General features: G+C 71.5%; 20 protein-coding genes. 10 read left to right on the top strand and 10 right to left on the bottom strand.

Annotated features, from left to right (window positions below; all coding sequences use genetic code 11):
* Positions 1 to 12 precede the first annotated feature (12 nt).
* Positions 13 to 690, bottom strand: a complete 678-nt coding sequence (locus ACGF5T_RS18515; RefSeq protein WP_366766388.1) for a hypothetical protein — start codon at positions 688 to 690, stop codon at positions 13 to 15.
* Positions 691 to 845: 155 nt separating this feature from the next.
* On the opposite strand from ACGF5T_RS18515, the gene gcl reads away from it, so the two are divergent.
* Positions 846 to 2,630, top strand: coding sequence for a glyoxylate carboligase (gene gcl / locus ACGF5T_RS18520; protein WP_366766387.1), 1,785 nt, complete (start codon positions 846 to 848; stop codon positions 2,628 to 2,630).
* A gap of 77 nt (positions 2,631 to 2,707) precedes the next feature.
* On the opposite strand, the gene ACGF5T_RS18525 is transcribed toward gcl, so the two are convergent.
* The 5 genes from ACGF5T_RS18525 to ACGF5T_RS18545 all read right to left on the bottom strand — a co-directional run bounded on the left by ACGF5T_RS18525 (position 2,708) and on the right by ACGF5T_RS18545 (position 7,603).
* A complete protein-coding gene (locus tag ACGF5T_RS18525) occupies positions 2,708 to 3,355 on the bottom strand; it encodes a TIGR04222 domain-containing membrane protein (RefSeq protein ID WP_366766386.1) in 648 nt (215 codons plus the stop codon).
* Between the two features lie 100 nt (positions 3,356 to 3,455).
* Positions 3,456 to 3,710 carry a hypothetical protein gene (locus ACGF5T_RS18530; RefSeq protein ID WP_366766385.1) on the bottom strand — a complete coding sequence of 85 codons (255 nt, stop codon included), beginning with the start codon at positions 3,708 to 3,710 and terminating at the stop codon, positions 3,456 to 3,458.
* A gap of 465 nt (positions 3,711 to 4,175) precedes the next feature.
* Positions 4,176 to 5,654 carry a catalase gene (locus ACGF5T_RS18535; RefSeq protein WP_361009610.1) on the bottom strand — a complete coding sequence of 493 codons (1,479 nt, stop codon included), beginning with the start codon at positions 5,652 to 5,654 and terminating at the stop codon, positions 4,176 to 4,178.
* Positions 5,655 to 5,831: 177 nt separating this feature from the next.
* Positions 5,832 to 6,722, bottom strand: a complete 891-nt coding sequence (locus ACGF5T_RS18540; protein ID WP_366766384.1) for a 2-hydroxy-3-oxopropionate reductase — start codon at positions 6,720 to 6,722, stop codon at positions 5,832 to 5,834.
* A gap of 41 nt (positions 6,723 to 6,763) precedes the next feature.
* Entirely contained in the window at positions 6,764 to 7,603 is an 840-nt protein-coding gene (locus tag ACGF5T_RS18545) for a TIM barrel protein (protein ID WP_366766383.1), read from the bottom strand.
* 149 nt (positions 7,604 to 7,752) lie between these two features.
* On the opposite strand from ACGF5T_RS18545, the gene ACGF5T_RS18550 reads away from it, so the two are divergent.
* The 8 genes from ACGF5T_RS18550 (at position 7,753) to ACGF5T_RS18585 (ending at position 14,966) form a co-directional block, all read left to right on the top strand.
* Positions 7,753 to 8,004 carry a thiamine-binding protein gene (locus ACGF5T_RS18550; protein ID WP_217141660.1) on the top strand — a complete coding sequence of 84 codons (252 nt, stop codon included), beginning with the start codon at positions 7,753 to 7,755 and terminating at the stop codon, positions 8,002 to 8,004.
* On the top strand, positions 8,001 to 8,369 hold the full coding sequence (locus ACGF5T_RS18555) for a helix-turn-helix domain-containing protein (RefSeq protein WP_366766382.1): 369 nt from the start codon (positions 8,001 to 8,003) through the stop codon (positions 8,367 to 8,369). The genes ACGF5T_RS18550 and ACGF5T_RS18555 overlap by 4 nt, the downstream gene beginning before the upstream one ends.
* 168 nt (positions 8,370 to 8,537) lie before the next feature.
* Entirely contained in the window at positions 8,538 to 9,047 is a 510-nt protein-coding gene (uraD, locus tag ACGF5T_RS18560) for a 2-oxo-4-hydroxy-4-carboxy-5-ureidoimidazoline decarboxylase (RefSeq protein WP_366766381.1), read from the top strand.
* 2 nt (positions 9,048 to 9,049) lie between these two features.
* Positions 9,050 to 9,451 (top strand): hydroxyisourate hydrolase, encoded by a 402-nt coding sequence (gene uraH, locus ACGF5T_RS18565; protein ID WP_361009623.1) that lies wholly within the window; start codon positions 9,050 to 9,052, stop codon positions 9,449 to 9,451.
* Between the two features lie 7 nt (positions 9,452 to 9,458).
* Positions 9,459 to 10,394: a factor-independent urate hydroxylase gene (pucL, locus tag ACGF5T_RS18570; RefSeq protein WP_356607222.1), complete on the top strand. Its 936-nt coding sequence runs from the start codon at positions 9,459 to 9,461 to the stop codon at positions 10,392 to 10,394.
* Positions 10,395 to 10,458: 64 nt separating this feature from the next.
* Positions 10,459 to 11,871, top strand: a complete 1,413-nt coding sequence (locus ACGF5T_RS18575) for a nucleobase:cation symporter-2 family protein (protein ID WP_366766380.1) — start codon at positions 10,459 to 10,461, stop codon at positions 11,869 to 11,871.
* Between the two features lie 72 nt (positions 11,872 to 11,943).
* Positions 11,944 to 13,332 (top strand): 8-oxoguanine deaminase, encoded by a 1,389-nt coding sequence (locus ACGF5T_RS18580; protein WP_366766379.1) that lies wholly within the window; start codon positions 11,944 to 11,946, stop codon positions 13,330 to 13,332.
* 242 nt (positions 13,333 to 13,574) lie between these two features.
* Complete coding sequence (locus tag ACGF5T_RS18585; RefSeq protein WP_361009631.1) at positions 13,575 to 14,966, top strand: nucleobase:cation symporter-2 family protein; 1,392 nt, start codon at positions 13,575 to 13,577, stop codon at positions 14,964 to 14,966.
* Between the two features lie 82 nt (positions 14,967 to 15,048).
* Here the strand turns inward: ACGF5T_RS18585 and ACGF5T_RS18590 are convergent, their stop codons facing one another.
* The 4 genes from ACGF5T_RS18590 to ACGF5T_RS18605 form a co-directional block, all read right to left on the bottom strand.
* A complete protein-coding gene (locus tag ACGF5T_RS18590; RefSeq protein WP_366766378.1) occupies positions 15,049 to 15,471 on the bottom strand; it encodes an acyl-CoA thioesterase in 423 nt (140 codons plus the stop codon).
* Between the two features lie 63 nt (positions 15,472 to 15,534).
* Positions 15,535 to 16,179, bottom strand: coding sequence for a hypothetical protein (locus tag ACGF5T_RS18595; protein WP_361009635.1), 645 nt, complete (start codon positions 16,177 to 16,179; stop codon positions 15,535 to 15,537).
* A gap of 60 nt (positions 16,180 to 16,239) precedes the next feature.
* A complete protein-coding gene (locus ACGF5T_RS18600) occupies positions 16,240 to 16,839 on the bottom strand; it encodes a histidine phosphatase family protein (protein WP_356607210.1) in 600 nt (199 codons plus the stop codon).
* A gap of 51 nt (positions 16,840 to 16,890) precedes the next feature.
* Entirely contained in the window at positions 16,891 to 18,099 is a 1,209-nt protein-coding gene (locus ACGF5T_RS18605; RefSeq protein ID WP_366766377.1) for a pyridoxal phosphate-dependent aminotransferase, read from the bottom strand.
* Positions 18,100 to 18,186: 87 nt separating this feature from the next.
* Between ACGF5T_RS18605 and ACGF5T_RS18610 the strand changes: the two genes are divergently transcribed.
* Positions 18,187 to 18,828 (top strand): helix-turn-helix domain-containing protein, encoded by a 642-nt coding sequence (locus ACGF5T_RS18610; RefSeq protein WP_366766376.1) that lies wholly within the window; start codon positions 18,187 to 18,189, stop codon positions 18,826 to 18,828.
* The last annotated feature ends 40 nt before the right edge of the window (positions 18,829 to 18,868 follow it).

Consider the following 18,868-nt stretch of genomic DNA (forward strand, 5'->3'; position numbering starts at 1 on the left):
CAACAGCAGTTCTCAGTCGGCCGTGGCGTCCAGCGCCACGGCCGACGCGTTTGCGGGCCGCGGTACACCCGCCGGATCGAGGACGAAGAGCGCGACGCCCAGCGCGTCGGCGCGTTCGCGGGCCTCCTCGGCGTAGCCGGCGAGGGAGAAGAAGACGCAGCTCGCGGACTCGGCCATGCCCGTGAGCCACAGGCACTCCACGTCCCGCGCCGAGGCGGGGCCCGCCGTCGGGTCCACCTGGACCACGATCCCGGGCGCCGCCAGCCCGATGCCGGACACCGGCCGCTGCTCCGCCCGGCGCACGTCCCGGTGCCCCAGCCCGCGCAGGTACAGCACGGCGGCGGTGACGGCGTCACGGGCGGTGCGGATCGGCACCGCCCGGTGGGCCGGGACCCGCGACCCGGGGGCGCGCCCGGACCGCCCGCCGGCGCTCCGGTCCACCGGCACGCAGAGCACGGTCCCGCACGGGCAGCCCAGCTCCGGCCGCGGCCAGCGGCTCTCGGTCCCGCAGGCCGCGCAGCGCACGCCGATCCACTCCTCGTCCCACACCCGGTGGGTGACCGCGGTCGCGGTCCCGCGCGGATCGAGCGCGGGGGTGACGGGCGCCCCGCAGGCGCAGGGGTACGACGGTGCCGTGTAGCGGTGCCGGCGCCCGCAGGCGGTGCAGCACACCGGGACGGTCTCGGACATGCCCCCATCGTCCTCTCTTGACGGCCCTCGGCCGCCCACTTACATTACTTCCAGATCGTAGAAACAAAATTCCGCAATATGGAAGTCGCTACGGAAGAAGCTCACCGCGGGGCGCGACGGGAGTGCGAATCCGACAGCCGAAGCAGGAGTACTCGATGGCTCGTATGACCGCTGCCAGAGCGGCAGTTGAGATCCTCAAGCGCGAGGGCGTCACCGACGCGTTCGGTGTGCCGGGCGCGGCGATCAACCCCTTCTACGCGGCGCTCAAGGCCTCCGGCGGCGTCCACCACACCCTCGCCCGGCACGTCGAGGGCGCCTCGCACATGGCCGAGGGCTACACCCGGACCCGCCCGGGCAACATCGGTGTCTGCATCGGCACTTCGGGACCGGCCGGCACCGACATGATCACCGGTCTGTACTCGGCGATCGGCGACTCGATCCCGATCCTGTGCATCACCGGCCAGGCGCCGACCGCGGTGATCCACAAGGAGGACTTCCAGGCCGTCGACATCGCCTCGATCGCCAAGCCGGTCACCAAGATGGCGGTCACCGTCCTGGAGGCCGCGCAGGTCCCCGGCGTGTTCCAGCAGGCCTTCCACCTCATGCGCTCCGGCCGTCCCGGCCCGGTCCTCATCGACCTGCCGATCGACGTCCAGCTCACGGAGATCGAGTTCGACCCGGACACCTACGAACCGCTCCCGGTCTACAAGCCGGCCGCATCCCGTGCCCAGGTCGAGAAGGCGATCGGCATGCTGAACGCGGCCGAGCGCCCCCTGATCGTGGCCGGCGGCGGCATCATCAACGCCGACGCGGCCGACCTCCTGGTGGAGTTCGCGGAGCTGACCGGCACCCCGGTCGTGCCCACCCTGATGGGCTGGGGCCTGCTGCCCGACGACCACGAGCTGAACGCCGGCATGGTCGGCCTCCAGACCTCGCACCGCTACGGCAACGCGACCTTCCTGGAGTCGGACTTCGTCCTCGGCATCGGCAACCGCTGGGCCAACCGCCACACCGGCAAGCTGGACGTCTACACCGCCGGCCGGAAGTTCGTCCACGTCGACGTCGAGCCGACCCAGATCGGCAAGATCTTCGCCCCGGACTACGGCATCGCCTCCGACGCGAAGGCCGCCCTGTCGCTGTTCGTCGAGGTCGCGAAGGAGCTGAAGGCGGCCGGCAAGCTGCCCGACCGCTCCGACTGGGCCGCCTCCGCCCAGGAGCGCAAGGCCACCCTCCAGCGCCGTACGCACTTCGACGACATCCCGATCAAGCCGCAGCGCGTCTACGAGGAGATGAACAAGGCCTTCGGCCCGGAGACCCGGTACGTCTCCACCATAGGCCTCTCCCAGATCGCCGGCGCCCAGATGCTGCACGTCTACCGCCCGCGCCACTGGATCAACTGCGGCCAGGCCGGCCCGCTCGGCTGGACCGTCCCGGCCGCGCTCGGCGTCGCCAAGGCCGACCCCGAGGCCCAGGTCGTGGCACTCTCCGGCGACTACGACTTCCAGTTCATGATCGAGGAACTGGCCGTCGGCGCGCAGCACAAGATCCCGTACGTCCACGTCCTGGTCAACAACTCCTACCTGGGCCTGATCCGCCAGGCCCAGCGGGCGTTCGAGATCGACTTCCAGGTCAACCTGGAGTTCGAGAACATCAACTCGCCCGAACTGGGCGTCTACGGCGTGGACCACGTCAAGGTCGCCGAGGGCCTCGGCTGCAAGGCGATCCGGGTGACCGACCCCGGCGAGCTGGGCGCGGCCCTGGAGCAGGCCAAGAAGCTCGCCGCCGAGCACCAGGTGCCGGTCGTCGTCGAGGCGATCCTGGAGCGGATCACCAACATCTCCATGTCGGGGACGAACGACATCTCCAACGTGGTGGAGTTCGAGGAGCTGGCCACGGAGCCGGGGCACGCCCCGACCGCGGTCAGGACCCTGAAGGCCTGACCCGCACCACCCGCACGGCCTGAGGGCGAGGGCGGTCCGTCACCGTGACGGACCGCCCTCGCGCGCGTCCGGTCCGCTCAGTCCCCACCGCCCCCGCCCCCGCCGCCCGAGCCGCAACCGCCCCCGTGGCCCGCGCCCCAGTCGCCCGTGATCGAGTCCTCGTACTCGTCGCGCCACCTGAGGAACCTGCCCCGGCCCAGGGAGAAGCGCACCCCCTCCGCCGAGGCACCCGGGTCCGTGAGCCCGGTCCGCAGCGCGAAGCGCGGCAGCAGCATGCGCAGGGCGGCGTCGCCGTGCAGGGCGACCGCGAGCAGCGTGTCGTCGTCCGTCAGCCCGTGCCGGACCCTCGGCAGGGGGTTGCGCGCCCGCCAGAACTCCACCCGCCGGCGGGCGCCCCGGGTGGGGCCGAGCCGCGGGTAGCGCAGCAGCCCTTCCTCCGCGAGCGGGATGCGCGCCAGCGCCAGCGCCAGCCGCACGTCCGGATGCCGGACCAGCTCGCGGGCGGTGCGCGGCTCCCGCAGGCAGTCCAGGACGGTGCCCTCGAACGGCCCCAGCCCCTCCGGTTCCGGCCCCGCGGCGCACAGCGTCCTGCGGGGGCCGATCTCCAACGCCCCCCGCAGGTGCAGGTCGACCACCGCCACCGCCACCGTCACCGCGGCCCGCGGCCCGCCGCCCAGCAGTGCGATCTCGTACGGCTCCCAGCCGATCTCCGTGCCACCGTCCATGACCTCACCCCCGTGTGCCCGGGGATGTGCCCGGCCCGGGGGGCGGTTCAAGCGCGCGGACGCGTTCTCAGAGGAGGACTTGAGGGAGCCGGACGCGCGGTCAGGCCGGAGGGGGCTCCTGGTGCTCCTGGTGCTCGTGCAGCCCCGGCCAGTCGTCCGGGCCGCCGCCCTGCCACTCGACGAGGTCGCTGTCCTCGATGTCGGTCACGTACAGGTCGGCCAGCCGCAGCAGCTCGGCGACGTCGTCGGTGTGCGAGGCGACGCCGAGGGTCTCGTCGCCGGAGGTGACCCGGCGGGACCCGTCCAGGGCGGGGGAGTGGACGACGATGTGCGGGTGCTCGGATGGGTGTGCCATGCCTTCAGGCTGCTGCGCGGGCCCGCGTTCCGCACCCCGGAGGGTGTCAGGACCGGTGGAGGCCCGCGCGGGCACGCCGAAGAGCGCCGGATGCGGGACCGTCCGCATCCGGCGCTCATCGGCCGGTGAAGGTTCTACGGTTCTTCACGTGGTGTCCGTCCGACAGCGCGAGGCTGGGCGCGACAGGTCGTTCGCGCCGCCGGACGGAGTCGTGGGCCTCTGGCGTGCAGAGGCGGGTGGTGGCTGGGACCGCGACGGTGCGACGGGTCCGGAACGCCTCTCCCCTCAGGTCGTAGGAGAAGCTCCGGGCCCTTCACCACCGCACTGGCTCGCAGGCCGTCGCGGTCCTCGCCCTTCCCGCGCCGGCTCCGGGCGGCCACCCCTCATCCGGGCCGCTCCGGTGCCCGCGCGGGCCGCGCACACGGTCCCGGCCTCCCCGCCGGGTCCCGTGCGCGAGCCTTGCGGTCAGTCCTCGCGCAGGGCGCGGACCGCCTCTTCCAGGCGCTTGCCGTACTCCGGGTCGGCGGCGTGGAAGTGCGCGAGGTTCTTCTCGACCACGTCGTTGCGGGAGACCTGGGACAGGCCGCCGGCGAGGTTCGCGATCAGGCGCTGCTTCTCGTCCTCGGACATCAGGCGGTACAGCTCACCGGCCTGGTAGAAGTGGTCGTCCTTGGTGTGCAGCGGCGTCTCGTGGGTGCCGGTGTGGCCGGACACCGGCAGTGGCGAGGCCAGCGGGCGGCCGGTCTCGACCGGGCCGTCGTACGAGTTCGGCTCGTAGTTCTTGGCGCCGCGGCCCTGGGAGTTGGACGCCATCAGGCCGTCCCGGCCGTAGTTGGCCGCACCGCCGGGCACCGCCTTGGGGGCGTTCACCGCGAGCTGGGTGTGGTTGACGCCCAGGCGGTAGCGATGGGCGTCCGCGTAGGCGAACAGCCGGCCCTGGAGCATCTTGTCGGGGGAGGGGCCGATGCCCGGAACGAAGTTGTTCGGGGAGAAGGCGGCCTGCTCGACCTCGGCGAAGACGTTGTCCGGGTTGCGGTCCAGCACGAGGCGGCCCACGCGCCGCAGCGGGTAGTCGGCGTGCGGCCACACCTTGGTCACGTCGAACGGGTTGAAGCGGTAGTTCGCCGCCTCGGCCACCGGCATCAGCTGCACGTGCAGCGTCCAGGACGGGAACACGCCCCGCTCGATCGCCTGCACCAGGTCCGTCTGGTGCGAGGTCGGGTCCTCGCCCGCGAGCCTGGCGGCCTCGTCGGCGGTCAGGCAGCGGATGCCCTGGTCCGTCTTGAAGTGGTACTTGACGAAGAAGGACTCGCCCTTGCCGTTCGTCCACTGGTAGGTGTGCGAGCCGAAGCCGTCCATGTGACGGTACGAGGCGGGGATGCCGCGGTCGCCCATCAGCCAGGTCACCTGGTGCGTGGCCTCGGGGGAGTGGGCCCAGAAGTCGAAGACGTTGTCCGGCTCCTGGCGGCCCGAGAACGGGTCGCGCTTCTGCGAGTGGATGAAGTCGGGGAACTTGATCGGGTCCTTGATGAAGAACACCGGGGTGTTGTTGCCGACGAGGTCGTAGTTGCCCTCCTCGGTGTAGAACTTCACCGCGAAGCCGCGCGGGTCGCGGACCGCGTCCGCGCCGCCGAGCGAGTCGGCCACGGTGGAGAAGCGCAGGAAGACCTCGGTGCGCTTGCCGACGGTGTTCAGGAAGTCGGCGTGCGTGTAGCCCGTGACGTCGTCGGTCACCTCGAAGTGGCCGTAGGCGCCGGAGCCGCGGGCGTGCACCACGCGCTCCGGGATGCGCTCGCGGTTGAAGCGGGCGAGCTTCTCCAGGAGGTGCTGGTCCTGGATCAGCAGGGGGCCGCCGATGCCGGCGGAGGCGGAATTCTGGTTGTCTGCGACCGGGGCGCCGGACTCCGTGGTGAGAGTCCGCGTCGTGAGCACGCGCTGCGACATCGGGGACCTTCCGTGCGAGGGGTCAGCGGAAAACAACTTCCGCTTCGTGGAGCCTAAGTTCGGGTGAAGAGCACGTCAACAGTTTGTTGAAGTGGGATCCGGGCGGCGTCGCCGCTCGGGCGCGACAGGACAGGTGTCAGCGACGGCGCCGCCCGGAGGTCTCGTGGTCCGGGCCGGTCAGACCTGGGAGCCGGAGAGGCGCTCCACGGCGCGCAGCAGGGCCGAGTGGTCCAGGCCGCCGTCGCCCTGGGCGCGCAGGGAGGCGACCAGCTGGGCGACCACGGCGCCGACCGGCAGCGCGGCCCCGACGTTGCGGGCGGCGTCGGTGACGATGCCCATGTCCTTGTGGTGCAGGTCGATGCGGAAGCCCGGCTTGAAGTCACGGGCCAGGAAGTTGTCCTTCTTCCGCGTCAGCACCGTGGAGCCGGCCAGTCCGCCGTTGAGGACGTCGAGGGCGGCCTTCAGGTCCACGCCGGACTTCTCCAGGAAGACCACGGCCTCGGCGCACGCCTGGATGTTCACGGCGACGATCAGCTGGTTGGCGGCCTTCACGGTCTGGCCCGAGCCGTGCGGACCGCACAGCACGATGGTCTTGCCGAGCGCCTCCAGGAGCGGCTTGGCCTCGTCGAAGTCGGCCTGCTCACCGCCGACCATGATGGAGAGCACGGCCTCGATGGCGCCGGCCTCGCCGCCGGAGACGGGGGCGTCCAGCACGCGGATGCCCTTGTCCTTGGCGGCCGCGGCCAGGTCGACCGAGGTCTGCGGGGTGATCGAGGACATGTCGACCAGCAGGGCGCCGGACCTCGCGTTCTCCAGGATGCCGTCGGGACCGTAGGCGATGGCCTCGACCTGCGGCGACGCGGGCACCATGGTGACGACGACGTCGGCGTCGCGCACGGCCTCGGCGATCGAGCCGGCCGCGGTGCCGCCGGCGGCGGCCAGGCGGTCGAGCTTGTCCTGCTCCAGCGTGTAACCGGTGACCTGGTAACCCGCCTTGATCAGGTTCTCCGCCATGGGGGAGCCCATGATGCCGAGACCGATCCAGGCGACCTTGGGGAGGGTGCTCATGATGGGTGCCTCTCTGAAAAAAGTGTTCTGCGGGGTGGCGCTCAGCGGGCCGCGCGGGCCTCGGCCGGCAGCCAGGAGAAGGACTCGGCGCTGGGGGCGTCGCCCGGCTTGTACTCCAGGCCGACCCAGCCGTCGTAGCCGGCCTTCCGCAGCCGGTCGAGCAGCTCCTCCAGCGGGAGGGTGCCGGTGCCGGGGGCGCCGCGGCCCGGGTTGTCGGCGATCTGGACGTGGCCGGTCTTCGCCGCGTACGCGTCGATCACCTGCGGCAGGTCCTCGCCGTTCATGGACAGGTGGTAGAGGTCCATGAGGAACTTGGCGTTGCCGAGTCCGGTGGCCTCGTTGACCTGGTCGACGACCGCGACGGCGGCCGGGGCCGACACCAGCGGGTAGAGCGGCGACTCGGGCTTGTTGAGCGCCTCGACCAGCAGGACCGCGCCGATCCGGTCGGCCGCGCGGGCGGCGAGGACCAGGTTCTCCAGGGCGAGCCGGTCCTGCTCGGCCGGGTCCACGCCCTCGACGCGGTTGCCGTACAGGGCGTTGAGGGCCGTGCAGCCCAGCGACTTCGCGAAGTCGGCGGCCACGTCGATGTTGGCGCGGAACCGGTCCGACTCCTCGCCCGGCACCGACAGGGCGCCGCGGTCGGGGCCCGGGAGCTGTCCGGCGTAGAAGTTCAGCCCGGTGAGCTGGACGCCCGCGTCCTCGATCGCCTGCTTCAGGGCGTCGAGCTCGGACTGCTCGGGGGCGGGCGAGTCGATCCAGGGCCACCACAGCTCGACCGCGGTGAAGCCGGCCGCGGCGGCGGCCGCTGGACGCTCCAGGAGCGGGAGTTCCGTGAAGAGGATCGACAGGTTGACGTTGAAGCGCTGGTCTGCGAAGCCCATCGGGTGCCGCGCTCCTTCCGTTTCGATCGTAATCCGCTGTCTTCCGTATTGCGGAAGTTCGTTTCTGCTTAATGGAAGATTGCCGGTGGAGCTTCCTGCTTGTCAAGAGGGGGCGGCGGAAAACGGTCACCGCGCGTTAGGTTGACCGCGTGCGATTGAGAGTGGAGTTCACGACCGAGCCCTTCGATCTCGACGAGGCCCCCGCGCACGCGGTGGTCGCCCGGGAGGTCGTCGAGGCCGCGGAGCTGGACGAGGTCGACGTCGGCCCGTTCGGCAACACCGCGGAGGGCGGCGCCGACGCGGTGCTCACCGCCGTGGACGCGCTGCTGCGCCGTTCCCTGGAGGCGGGCGCCACCCGGATCTCCCTCCAGGTCAACGTGGTCGGGGAGGGTGAGCGGTGACCGGGCCGGGGGAGGAGCCCTTCATCGCGGCCGTGAAACCCCTGGTCGACGCCATCGGCGGCGAGCTGCTCCCGGCCGACGAGGCCGGCCAGGACGACGTCGTGCTCGCCTGGGAGGGTGCCGAGGTGGTCGCCGTGCGGCTGCCCCAGCTCGCGGACTCCCTGGACCACATCCTCGCCGCGCTGGAACGCCGGCAGGGCAGGCCGCTGTCCGAGCTGGACCGCCGGGCCAAGCAGGAGGTCGTGCGGATGCTGGAGGCCCGGGGGGCCTTCTCCGTGCGCCACGGTGTGGAGACCGTCGCGGGCGCGCTGGGCGTCAGCCGCTTCACCGTCTACAACTACCTCAACCGCGAGAAGGGTGCCTGATCGGACAAGAGGTGTCTGACCAGGTACGACCTCGTGAACGGCAGGCCGCCGTCCGGTGACCGGGCGGCGGCTTTCGTCACCCCGAATTTTCAACAAAGTGTTGACGGCTTGTTTCCGAGGGCGTTAGCTATCGGCACGCCCGTTCAGCACAAGGCCACGGAGGCTCCCGTGACGTCCACTTCCGCGTCGGGCCTGGCCCGTCTCAACGCCCTCGAGGAGTCCGCGGCGCTCGCCGAACTCCACGAGGCGTGTGCCTCCACGGCGTGGGCCCGGCACCTGCTCGCCGCCCGCCCCTTCACCACCGTCGAGGACCTGTACACCGCCAGTGACGCCGCCATGGCCGAGCTGACGGCCGAGGACCTCGCCGAGGCGATGGCCGGGCACCCGCCGATCGGCCGCCCCAAGCCGGGCGACCCGACCTCGTCCCGCGAGCAGGCCGGGATGGCCGGCGCCTCCGAGGACCTCAAAGCGGAGATGCTCGAACTCAACCTGGCCTACCAGGACAAGTTCCGCCACGTCTTCCTGATCTGCGCCACCGGCCGGACCGGTGAGCAGATGCGGGACGCGGTCAAGGAGCGGATCGGCAACTCGCCCGAGCAGGAGCGGGAGATCGTCCGCACCGAACTGGGGAAGATCAACCGCATCCGCCTGACCCGACTCGTCGAACAGGACGCCTGACCATGAGCACCAGCACCACCGCCTCCGTGTCCACGCACATCCTGGACACCAGCGTCGGCCGGCCCGCCGAGGCCGTCGCCGTCCACCTCTCCGCCCGCGCCGGGCAGAAGGCGGACTGGCACGAGCTCGGCGGCTCCGCGACCGACGCGGACGGCCGGTGCAAGGACCTCCCGGCCCTGCCGGAGGGCACCACACACGTGCGCCTCGACTTCGACACCGAGACGTACTTCGCCAAGAAACAAGCCGCGGCCCAGCAGGACGCCCCCGCGCTCCGGGACAGCGAGAACGACCGGCCCGTGTTCTTCCCCGAGGTCACCATCACCTTCGCGGTGGTGCCCGGCGAGCACTACCACGTTCCGCTGCTGCTCAACCCGTTCGGCTACTCCGTTTACCGAGGGAGCTGACCGACACATGACCCGTTTCGTCCTGGGACAGAACCAGTACGGCAAGGCAGAGAACCGCGTCGTCAAGATCACGCGTGACGGCGACACGCACCACATCAAGGACCTGAACGTCTCCGTCGCCCTCTCCGGCGACATGGAGGAGGTCCACCGCAGCGGGTCCAACGCGAACGTCCTGCCGACCGACACCACCAAGAACACGGTGTTCGCCTTCGCCAAGGAGCACGGGATCGAGAGCGCCGAGGATCTCGGCGTCAAGCTCGCCCGCCACTTCGTCGACAACAACGAGCCGATCCACCAGGCCCGCATCCGCATCGAGGAGTACGGCTGGGAGCGGATCGAGACCTCCAAGGGCGGCGCCCGCTTCGTCGGCTCCGAGGAGATCGCCCACTCGTTCGTCCGCACGGGCCAGGAGACGCGCGTCGCGCAGATCACCTACGACGGCCACGGCATCCAGGTGCTCTCCGGCTTCAAGGACCTCACCGTCCTGAACTCGACCAACTCCGAGTTCTTCGGCTACCTGAAGGACAAGTACACCACCCTCAAGGAGGACTACGACCGGATCCTCGCCACCACCGTCTCCACCTGGTGGCGGCACAACTGGGACGGCGTCGACTCGCACGCCCCGGACTGGGACCGCTCGTACAACGGTGTGCGCAAGCACGCGCTGCAGGCGTTCGCCGAGACCTACTCGTACTCGCTGCAGCAGACCCTCTTCGAGATGGGCGTGCGGGTGCTCAACTCCCGTGACGAGGTGGACGAGATCCGCTTCTCCATGCCCAACAAGCACCACTTCCGCTCGGACCTGTCGCCCTTCGGGATCGACAACGAGGCCAAGGACGGCGCCGTCTACTACGCCGCCGACCGCCCCTACGGCCTGATCGAGGCCACCATCCTGCGCGACGGCGCCGAGCAACTCATCCCGGTCGACATGACCAACCTCTGACGCGGAAAGCGCGCCCCCGGCCCTCCGTCCGGACCCGGGGGCGCGCCACACCGGAGGAAACACCATGGCACTGCCTGCGAAAGGGCCCGCCGAAGGCCTGGATTCCACCCCGCCGGAGCACACCGAGGACGCCGTCACGTCCGTGCACCCGGTGGACGAGAAGCTCCACCCCTCGCGGCTCGTCCCCGCCGCGCTCCAGCACATCGCCGCCATGTACGCGGGTGTGGTCACTCCTCCGCTCATCATCGGCCAGGCCGTCGGCCTCGACGTCGAGGGCCGCACCCGGCTGATCGCCGCGAGCCTGCTCATCGCGGGCGTCGCGACCCTGCTCCAGACCCTCGGCGTCAAGGGCTTCGTGGGCAACCGCCTGCCCTTCGTCAACGCCGCCTCCTCGGCCGGCATCGCGCCCATCCTCGCCATCGCCGAGACGAACAGCGAGGGCAGCCAACTCCCTGCCATCTACGGCGCGGTGATGGTCGCGGGCGTCTTCTGCCTCGTCGTCGGCCCGTTCTTCGGCCGGCTGCTCCGCTTCTTCCCGCCCCTGGTCACCGGCGTGGTGATCACCCTCATCGGGGTCACCCTGATGCCGGTTCCGGTCGGCTGGGCACAGGGCGGGGACGAGACCGCCGCCGACTTCGGCTCCATGGGCAACCTCGCGCTCGCCGCGTTCACCCTCGCCGTCATCCTCGTCATGCAGCGCTTCGGCGCGGGCTTCCTGAAGCAGGTCGCCCTGCTCGTCGGCCTGCTCGTCGGCACCCTGGTCGCCATCCCGGCCGGCATGGCGGACTTCAGCGCCCTGAAGTCGGCGCCGGTCGCGGCCCTGCCCACCCCCTTCGCCTTCGGCGCCCCCGAGTTCCAGCCCGCGGCCATCCTGTCGCTGTGCATCGTGATGCTGGTCCTGATGACCGAGTCCAGCGCCGGCATGCTCGCCCTCGGCGAGATCTGCGACCGCCGCGCCGACGCCAAGGTCATCACCCGCGGCCTGCGCACCGACGGCCTCGCCACCCTGATCGGCCCCGTCTTCGGCGGCTTCCCCACCTCCGCCTTCGCCCAGAACGTCGGCGTCGTCTCCCTCACCCGGGTACGCAGCCGCTACGTCGTCGCCGTGGCGGGCGCCACCCTGCTCGTCCTCGGCGCCTTCCCGGTCCTCGGCGCGGTCGTCTCCCTGGTCCCCATGCCGGTCCTCGGCGGCGCGGGCATCGTGCTCTTCGGCTCGATCGCGGTCAGCGGCATCCGCACCCTGTCCGAGGCGGGCCTCGACGACAGCTCCAACATCATCCTGGTGGCCGTGGCCCTCGGTGCGGGCATCATCCCGCTGGCCGCGCCGACCTTCTACGCCGAGTTCCCCGCCTGGGCGCAGACCGTGCTCGGCTCCGGCATCAGCGCCGGCGCGCTCGTCGCGGTCACGCTCAACCTGTTCTTCCACCATCTCGGCACCCGGAGCCGTCCGACGGCTCCGGCACTCAAATCCTCCTAGGGTCCTGCCGTGCCCTCCCCGTGGGTACTCACCCACCCGCCCACGGGCCCCACTGAAAGACAAGGAAGCAGCATGGCAGCATCATCGGCAGCCGAGCACGTGGTCATCGAGAACTGCGCGATCGCCACGGTGGACGCGGGGGACACCGAGTACGCCTCGGGCCACGTCGTCCTCGCCGGCAACCGGATCGAGTCCGTCGGCGCGGGAGCGGCGCCCGAGGGCCTGGAGAACGTCGTACGCCGGATCGACGCGACCGGCCACCTGGTCACGCCCGGCCTGGTCAACACCCACCACCACTTCTACCAGTGGATCACCCGGGGCCTGGCCACCGACCACAACCTGTTCGACTGGCTGGTCGCCCTCTACCCGACCTGGGCGCGCATCGACGAGCCGATGGCGTACGCGGCGGCCCAGGGCTCGCTGGCCATGATGGCCCGCGGCGGTGTCACCACCGCCATGGACCACCACTACGTCTTCCCGCGGGGCTCCGGCGACCTGTCGGGCGCGATCATCGGCGCCGCCCAGGAGATGGGCGTCCGCTTCACCCTCGCCCGCGGCTCCATGGACCGCGGCGAGTCCGACGGCGGGCTGCCGCCGGACTTCGCGGTGGAGAGCCTGGACGGTGCGCTGGCCGCCACCGAGGCCACCGTCAAGGAGCACCACGACGCCTCCTTCGACGCGATGACCCAGGTCGCCGTCGCCCCCTGCTCCCCCTTCTCCGTCTCCACCGAACTGATGCGCCAGGGCGCGGAGCTGGCCCGTCGGCTCGGCGTGCGGCTGCACACCCACGGTTCGGAGACCGTGGAGGAGGAGAAGTTCTGCCACGAGCTGTTCGGCATGGGCCCGACCGACTACTTCGAGTCGACCGGCTGGCTCGGCGAGGACGTGTGGATGGCGCACTGCGTCCACATGAACGACTCCGACATCGCGGCCTTCGCCCGCACGAAGACCGGCGTCGCCCACTGCCCCTCCTCCAACGCCCGCCTGGCCGCCGGGATCGCCCGGGTGCCCGACATGCTCGCCGCCGGCGTCCCGGTCGGCCTCGGCGTGGACGGCACCGCCTCCAACGAGTCCGGTGAACTCCACACCGAGCTGCGCAACGCCCTGCTCGTCAACCGCCTCGGCGCCCACCGCGAGGCCGCGCTGAACGCCCGCAAGGCGCTGCGCCTGGGCACCTACGGCGGCGCGCAGGTCCTCGGCCGTGCCGCCGAGACCGGCTCCCTGGAGGCGGGCAAGCTCGCCGACCTGGTGCTGTGGCGGATGGACACCCTCGCCCACTCCTCCATCGCCGACCCGGTGACCGCCCTGGTCTTCGGCGCGGCCGCCCCGGTCACGGCGTCGTTCGTCAACGGCCGCCAGATCGTCGAGGACGGCCGGCTGCTGACGGTCGACGAGGACGCCATCGCCCGCTCCACCCGGGACGAGGCGCAGCGCCTGGCGAGGATCGCCGCACAGGCCTGAACGACCCGCAGTCGAACACCCCTTGATCTCCGGCCGAGAGGGACGGCTTTCGGCCGGTAGCCGTGGACCCGAGCGGGGTCCATGGCGGCCGCCTCCGGGGGCGTGCGTCCATACGCACGCCCCGGGAGCGGTCACCGTTTCCCCAGACGGTCCGTCACGGTCCCGCACGACCGTCACCACCCGCACCACCTCCATGACACCCGCGTCAGAGCCGACGCGTAACCGACCGGAGGGACGCCGCCGTGGCCGACCACCCTGTAGACGAGAAACTCCCGCCCCTCAAGATGGCGACAACCGGCCTGCAGCACGTGGCCGCCATGTACGCCGGAGTAGTGGCACCACCCCTGATAGTCGGCGCGGCCATAGGGCTGTCCGCGACCGAACTCACCTTCCTGACCGGCGCCTGCCTGTTCACCGCCGGCCTCGCCACCTTCCTGCAGACCCTCGGCATCTGGAAGATCGGTGCCCGGCTGCCCTTCGTCAACGGCGTCACCTTCGCGGGTGTCGCCCCCATGACCGCGATCGTCGCCTCCACCGAGGACAAGTCCGACGCGCTGCCGATCATCTTCGGCGCCGTCATCGTCGCCGGACTCATAGGCTTCTTCGCGGCCCCCTTCTTCAGCAAGGCGATCCGGTTCTTCCCTCCGGTCGTCACCGGTACGGTCATCACCCTGATCGGCATCTCCCTGCTGCCCGTCGCCTTCGGGTGGGCGCAGGGCTCCAGTCCCGAGGCGGACGACTTCGGTTCCTCGACCAACCTGGGCCTGGCGGCGATCACCCTCGTCATCGTCCTGCTGCTGCGCCGCTTCACCCGCGGCTTCGTCAAGCAGATCGCCGTACTGCTCGGCCTGGTCGCGGGCACGATCATCGCGATCCCCTTCGGCGTCACGGACTTCGGACCGGTCGCGGACGCCAGCATCGTCGGCTTCCCGACCCCGTTCCACTTCGGCGCCCCGCAGTTCCAGCTCGCCGCGATCCTCTCCATGTGCGTGGTGATGGTGGTCTCGATGACCGAGTCCACCGCCGACATGCTCGCCCTGGGCGAGATCGTGGACCGCAAGGCCGACGAGAAGACCATCGCGGCCGGCCTGCGCGCCGACACCCTCGGCTCCGCGATCAGCCCGCTCTTCAACGGCTTCATGTGCAGCGCCTTCGCGCAGAACATCGGCCTGGTCGCGATGACGAAGATCCGCAGCCGCTACGTCGTCGCCGCGGGCGGCGGCTTCCTGGTGCTGATGGGTCTGTGTCCCATGGCGGCCTCGCTGATCGCCGTCGTGCCCCGCCCGGTCCTCGGCGGCGCCGGCGTGGTCCTCTTCGGCTCCGTCGCGGCCAGCGGCATCCAGACCCTGGTGCGGGCGAGCCTCGACAAGGACAACAACGTCCTGATCGTGGCGGTCTCCCTGGCCGTCGGCATCATCCCGATCGCGGCCCCGGAGTTCTACCACTCGTTCCCGGAGAACGCGAAGATCATCCTCGACTCCGGCATCTCCACCGGCTGCCTGGCCGCCGTCCTGCTCAACCTGGTCTTCAACCACCTGGGCAAGGGACAGGACGCGGAGGACGTGACCCATCCGATGGAGGCGGGGGAGGAGATCACCGGCGCGACCGCGACCCGGGCCCCGGCCGGGACGTGAGCCCCGCACCGGGTGAGCCCCGGGCGTTAGGCGGGCCGGCGCCTCCCTCGGAGGCGCCGGCCCGCACGAGCGCGGCGTCGGATCACAGGCCGAACAGGCCCGGGTCCGACGCCAGTTCCCGGAACCGCTGCCGGGGATCGGCCACCAGCTTGCGGGCGGTCAGGTCCATGAGCCCGCCGACGGCCTCGATCTCGGCGGCGACGGTGCCGTCCGCCTTGCTCAGGACCTGCACGATCCGGAAGGTCTTCCCCTCACCCCACTCGAAGACACAGGACACCTCCACCTCGTCACCGGCGAGCAGCTCCCGCCGGTAGCGGATGGTCGTCTCCAGCGCGACCGGACCCACACCCCGGGCGACCAGGTCGGTCTGCCGGATGCCGGCCGCGCGGAGCAGCGACCAGCGGGCGTGCTCGGCGTAGTTCAGGTACACGGCCTGGTTCAGGTGTCCCTGGGTGTCGGTCTCGTACCCGCGGACGGTCACGGGGACGGAGAACGGTTCGCTCACGGGTGTCGCCTCTTCTCGTACCGGTACGGCGGATGCCGCCCCACCGATCCTGACACGGGTGGTTCAGACCTTCCGCGGGGAGGCCAGCAGGTAGCGCTCCCGCGTCCGCGGCTCGGTGTGCTCCCCGACCTGCCAGCCCGCCTCCTCCAGCGTCGCCGCGCAGGCCCGCAGCGCCGCGCCGTCGGGTTCGTGCACGGCGACCGCCTCGGGCTGCGGTGTCGCCCGCACCCGGTACCCGGCTCCACCGTCCGGCCCCGCCGGGCGACGGCCCGCCGCCTCCAGGGCGAGCGCGGCGGCCTGCACGAGGTGCGTACGCTCCCAGGCGCAGGGCCGGTCCCTGCTCCCGTCGGAGTGCGTCATCCGGCGCAGCTCCAACAGCCCCTGCCAGGCGCCGCGCACCTCGCGCAGCCGCGCCGGCCCGGCCTCGCCCGGCACGGTCTCCTCGCCGCCCACCCGCGCGGCGAAGACCCCGCCCGCGGACGGTGCGGCCGGCTCGGGGGCCGGGGCCGCCGCGGGCCCGGCCGGCGTCTCGCGTATCCGGTGCCCGGCCGGGGTCAGGAAGTGGTCGTGCGGCGGGCGCGGGTGCCGGAAGGCCAGCCCGCGCCTGACCAGCGCCTCGAGCTGCGTCCGCGTCCCCCGCAGGCGGCCGGTCACGGGGTCGGCGGCGTCGATGACCCGCCGCTGCGCGGCGGTGGGCGAGGGGGCCACGGCGTCTCCTTCCGCGATCGGTTCCGTCACTGGTCCCGTCACCGGTGACGCCTTCGAAGACTACGACGGAGGTCTGACATTCCAGGCGGCGACCACCGGCCGCCCGTGCTCGGTGCCCAGCCGACACAGGGTGCCCGTGCCGAGCTGGAACAGCGCCCCGTGGGACGGCTCCAGCCCCAGGTGCCGCGCGGTCAGCACCCGCAGGAAGTGTCCGTGCGCCACCAGCACCACGCAGCCCTCGGTGTCGGCGAAGGCGGCCTCGACCCGGGCCAGCACCCGGTCCGCCCGCTCACCCACCTGCTCGGGCGTCTCCCCGGGGTGCTCCGGGGGCCCCGGCGTGACGCCGTCCGTGAACAGGAACCAGTCCGGACGGCTGCGGTGGATCTCGACCGTCGTGATCCCCTCGTACCCGCCGTAGTCCCACTCGTGCAGGTCCGGATCGATCCGCACCCCGTGCAGGCCGATCAGCTCGGCGGTCTCCCGGGCGCGCTGGAAGGGGCTGACGAACGCGGCCCCGATCCGGTGGGACCGGATCAGCGGCACCAGGCTCCGCGCCTGCTCCCGCCCCTGTTCGGTCAGTGGAACGTCCGTCAGCCCGGTGTGCCGCCCGGAGCGCGACCACTCGGTCTCACCGTGCCGGACGAGAAAGAGATCACCCATGGGCCCCAGGCTATGCGTCCGCACCGGGCATCGCGCACCGCGGTGCCCGGCTCACTGCCGGTACCCGCCCAGGAACCGCCCGATGCGGCCGATGGCCGCCTCCAGGTCGTCCGCGTGGGGCAGGGTGAGGATGCGGAAGTGGTCGGTGCCCGGCCAGTTGAAGCCGGTCCCCTGGACCACCTGGATCTTCTCGCGCAGCAGCAGGTCCAGGACGAACCGCTCGTCGTCGTGGATCCGGTGCACCTTGGGATCGATGCGCGGGAAGGCGTACAGCGCGCCCTTGGGCTTCACGCACGAGACGCCCGGGATCTCGTTCAGCTTCTCCCAGGCGACGTCGCGCTGTTCGCGCAGCCTGCCGCCGGGCGCGGTCAGCTCGTGGATCGACTGGCGGCCGCCGAGCGCGGCCTGGATGGCGTACTGCGCGGGCGCGTTGGCGCACAGGCGCATGGAGGCCAGCATGGTCAGGCCCTCCAGGTAGTCGCGCGCGTGCTGCCGCGGCCCGGTGACCACCAGCCAGCCGGAGCGGAAGCCCGCCACCCGGTAGGTCTTGGACAGCCCGCAGAAGGTCAGGACCACCAGGTCGGGCGCGAGCGCGGCGGCCGAGTGGTGGACGGCGTCGTCGTACAGGATCTGGTCGTAGATCTCGTCGGCGAAGACCATGAGGCCGTGCCGGCGGGCGAGGTCGAGGATGCCCTCGACGATCTCCTTGGGGTAGACGGCCCCGGTGGGGTTGTTGGGGTTGATGACGACGACCGCCTTGGTGCGGTCGGTGATCTTGGACTCCATGTCCGCGAGGTCCGGGTACCACTCGGCCTGCTCGTCGCAGAGGTAGTGCACCGCCCTGCCGCCCGCGAGGGTGGTCACCGCCGTCCAGAGGGGGAAGTCGGGGGCGGGGATCAGCACCTCGTCGCCGTCCTCCAGCAGCGCCTGGACGGCCATGGAGACGAGTTCCGACACGCCGTTGCCGAGGAAGACGTCGTCGACGCCGACCTCCAGGCCGAGGCCCTGGTAGCGCTGGGCGACGGCCCGGCGGGCGGAGAGGATGCCGCGCGAGTCGGTGTAGCCGTGCGCCTGCGGCAGCATGCGGATCATGTCCTGGAGGATCTCCTCCGGCGCCTCGAAACCGAAGAGCGCGGGGTTGCCGGTGTTCAGGCGCAGCACGCTGTGCCCCGCCTCCTCCAGTGCGTTGGCCTGCTCGATGACCGGGCCGCGGATCTCGTAACAGACCTCGCTGAGCTTGTTCGACTGCCGGAACTCCATGCCGCGCTTCCCCTCCGGTGACTGGTGTTGCTTGGTTTTACCAAGTAGGAGCTTGGAAAGTCCAACAACTTGTCTACACTGCGTCGCATGCCACCTCGCCGAAGCTACGACCAGTACTGTTCCGCCGCCCGCGCGCTCGACGCCGTCGGCGACCGCTGGACCCTGCTGATCGTCCGGGAGCTGCTCGCCGGTCCGCGGCGCTACACCGACCTGCACGCCGACCTGCCCGGCGTCAGCACGGACGTCCTCGCCTCGCGGCTGAAGGACATGGAGCAGGGCGGCCTGGCGACCCGGCGGCGGCTGCCCCCGCCGGGAGCGGCGTACGTCTACGAACTCACCCCGCGCGGAGGCGCGTTGCTGCCGGTGCTGGAGGCGCTCGGTGCGTGGGGCGCCGGCGAGCTGGGGGAGCGGCGGCCCACGGACGCCGTGCGGGCGCACTGGTTCGCGCTGCCGCTGCGGCGCGCCCTGCGGGAGGCGGGGGCCGGTGAGGAGGTCGTCGAGGTCGGGCTGGACGAGGGGGAGTTCCACCTGTACGCGGGGGCGGACGGACAGGAGCCGGTGTACGGCGACGGCCCCGCCCCCCGAGGCGCCGGCGCCCGGATCGTGCTGGACGCCCCGACCTGCGCGGCCATCGGCCGCGGCGAGCTGAGCCTGCGGGACGCGGTGCGGGACGGCCGCGTCGAGGTGACCGGGGAGGGCACGGCGGCCAAGGCGCTCCGCGAGGGCTGACACGGAGGAAGGCCCGCCGGTGAGCGGGCCTTCCGAGGTG

It is taken from the genome of Streptomyces sp. NPDC047853, from assembly GCF_043204535.1.
In the GTDB taxonomy this organism is placed as follows: Bacteria; Actinomycetota; Actinomycetes; order Streptomycetales; family Streptomycetaceae; genus Streptomyces.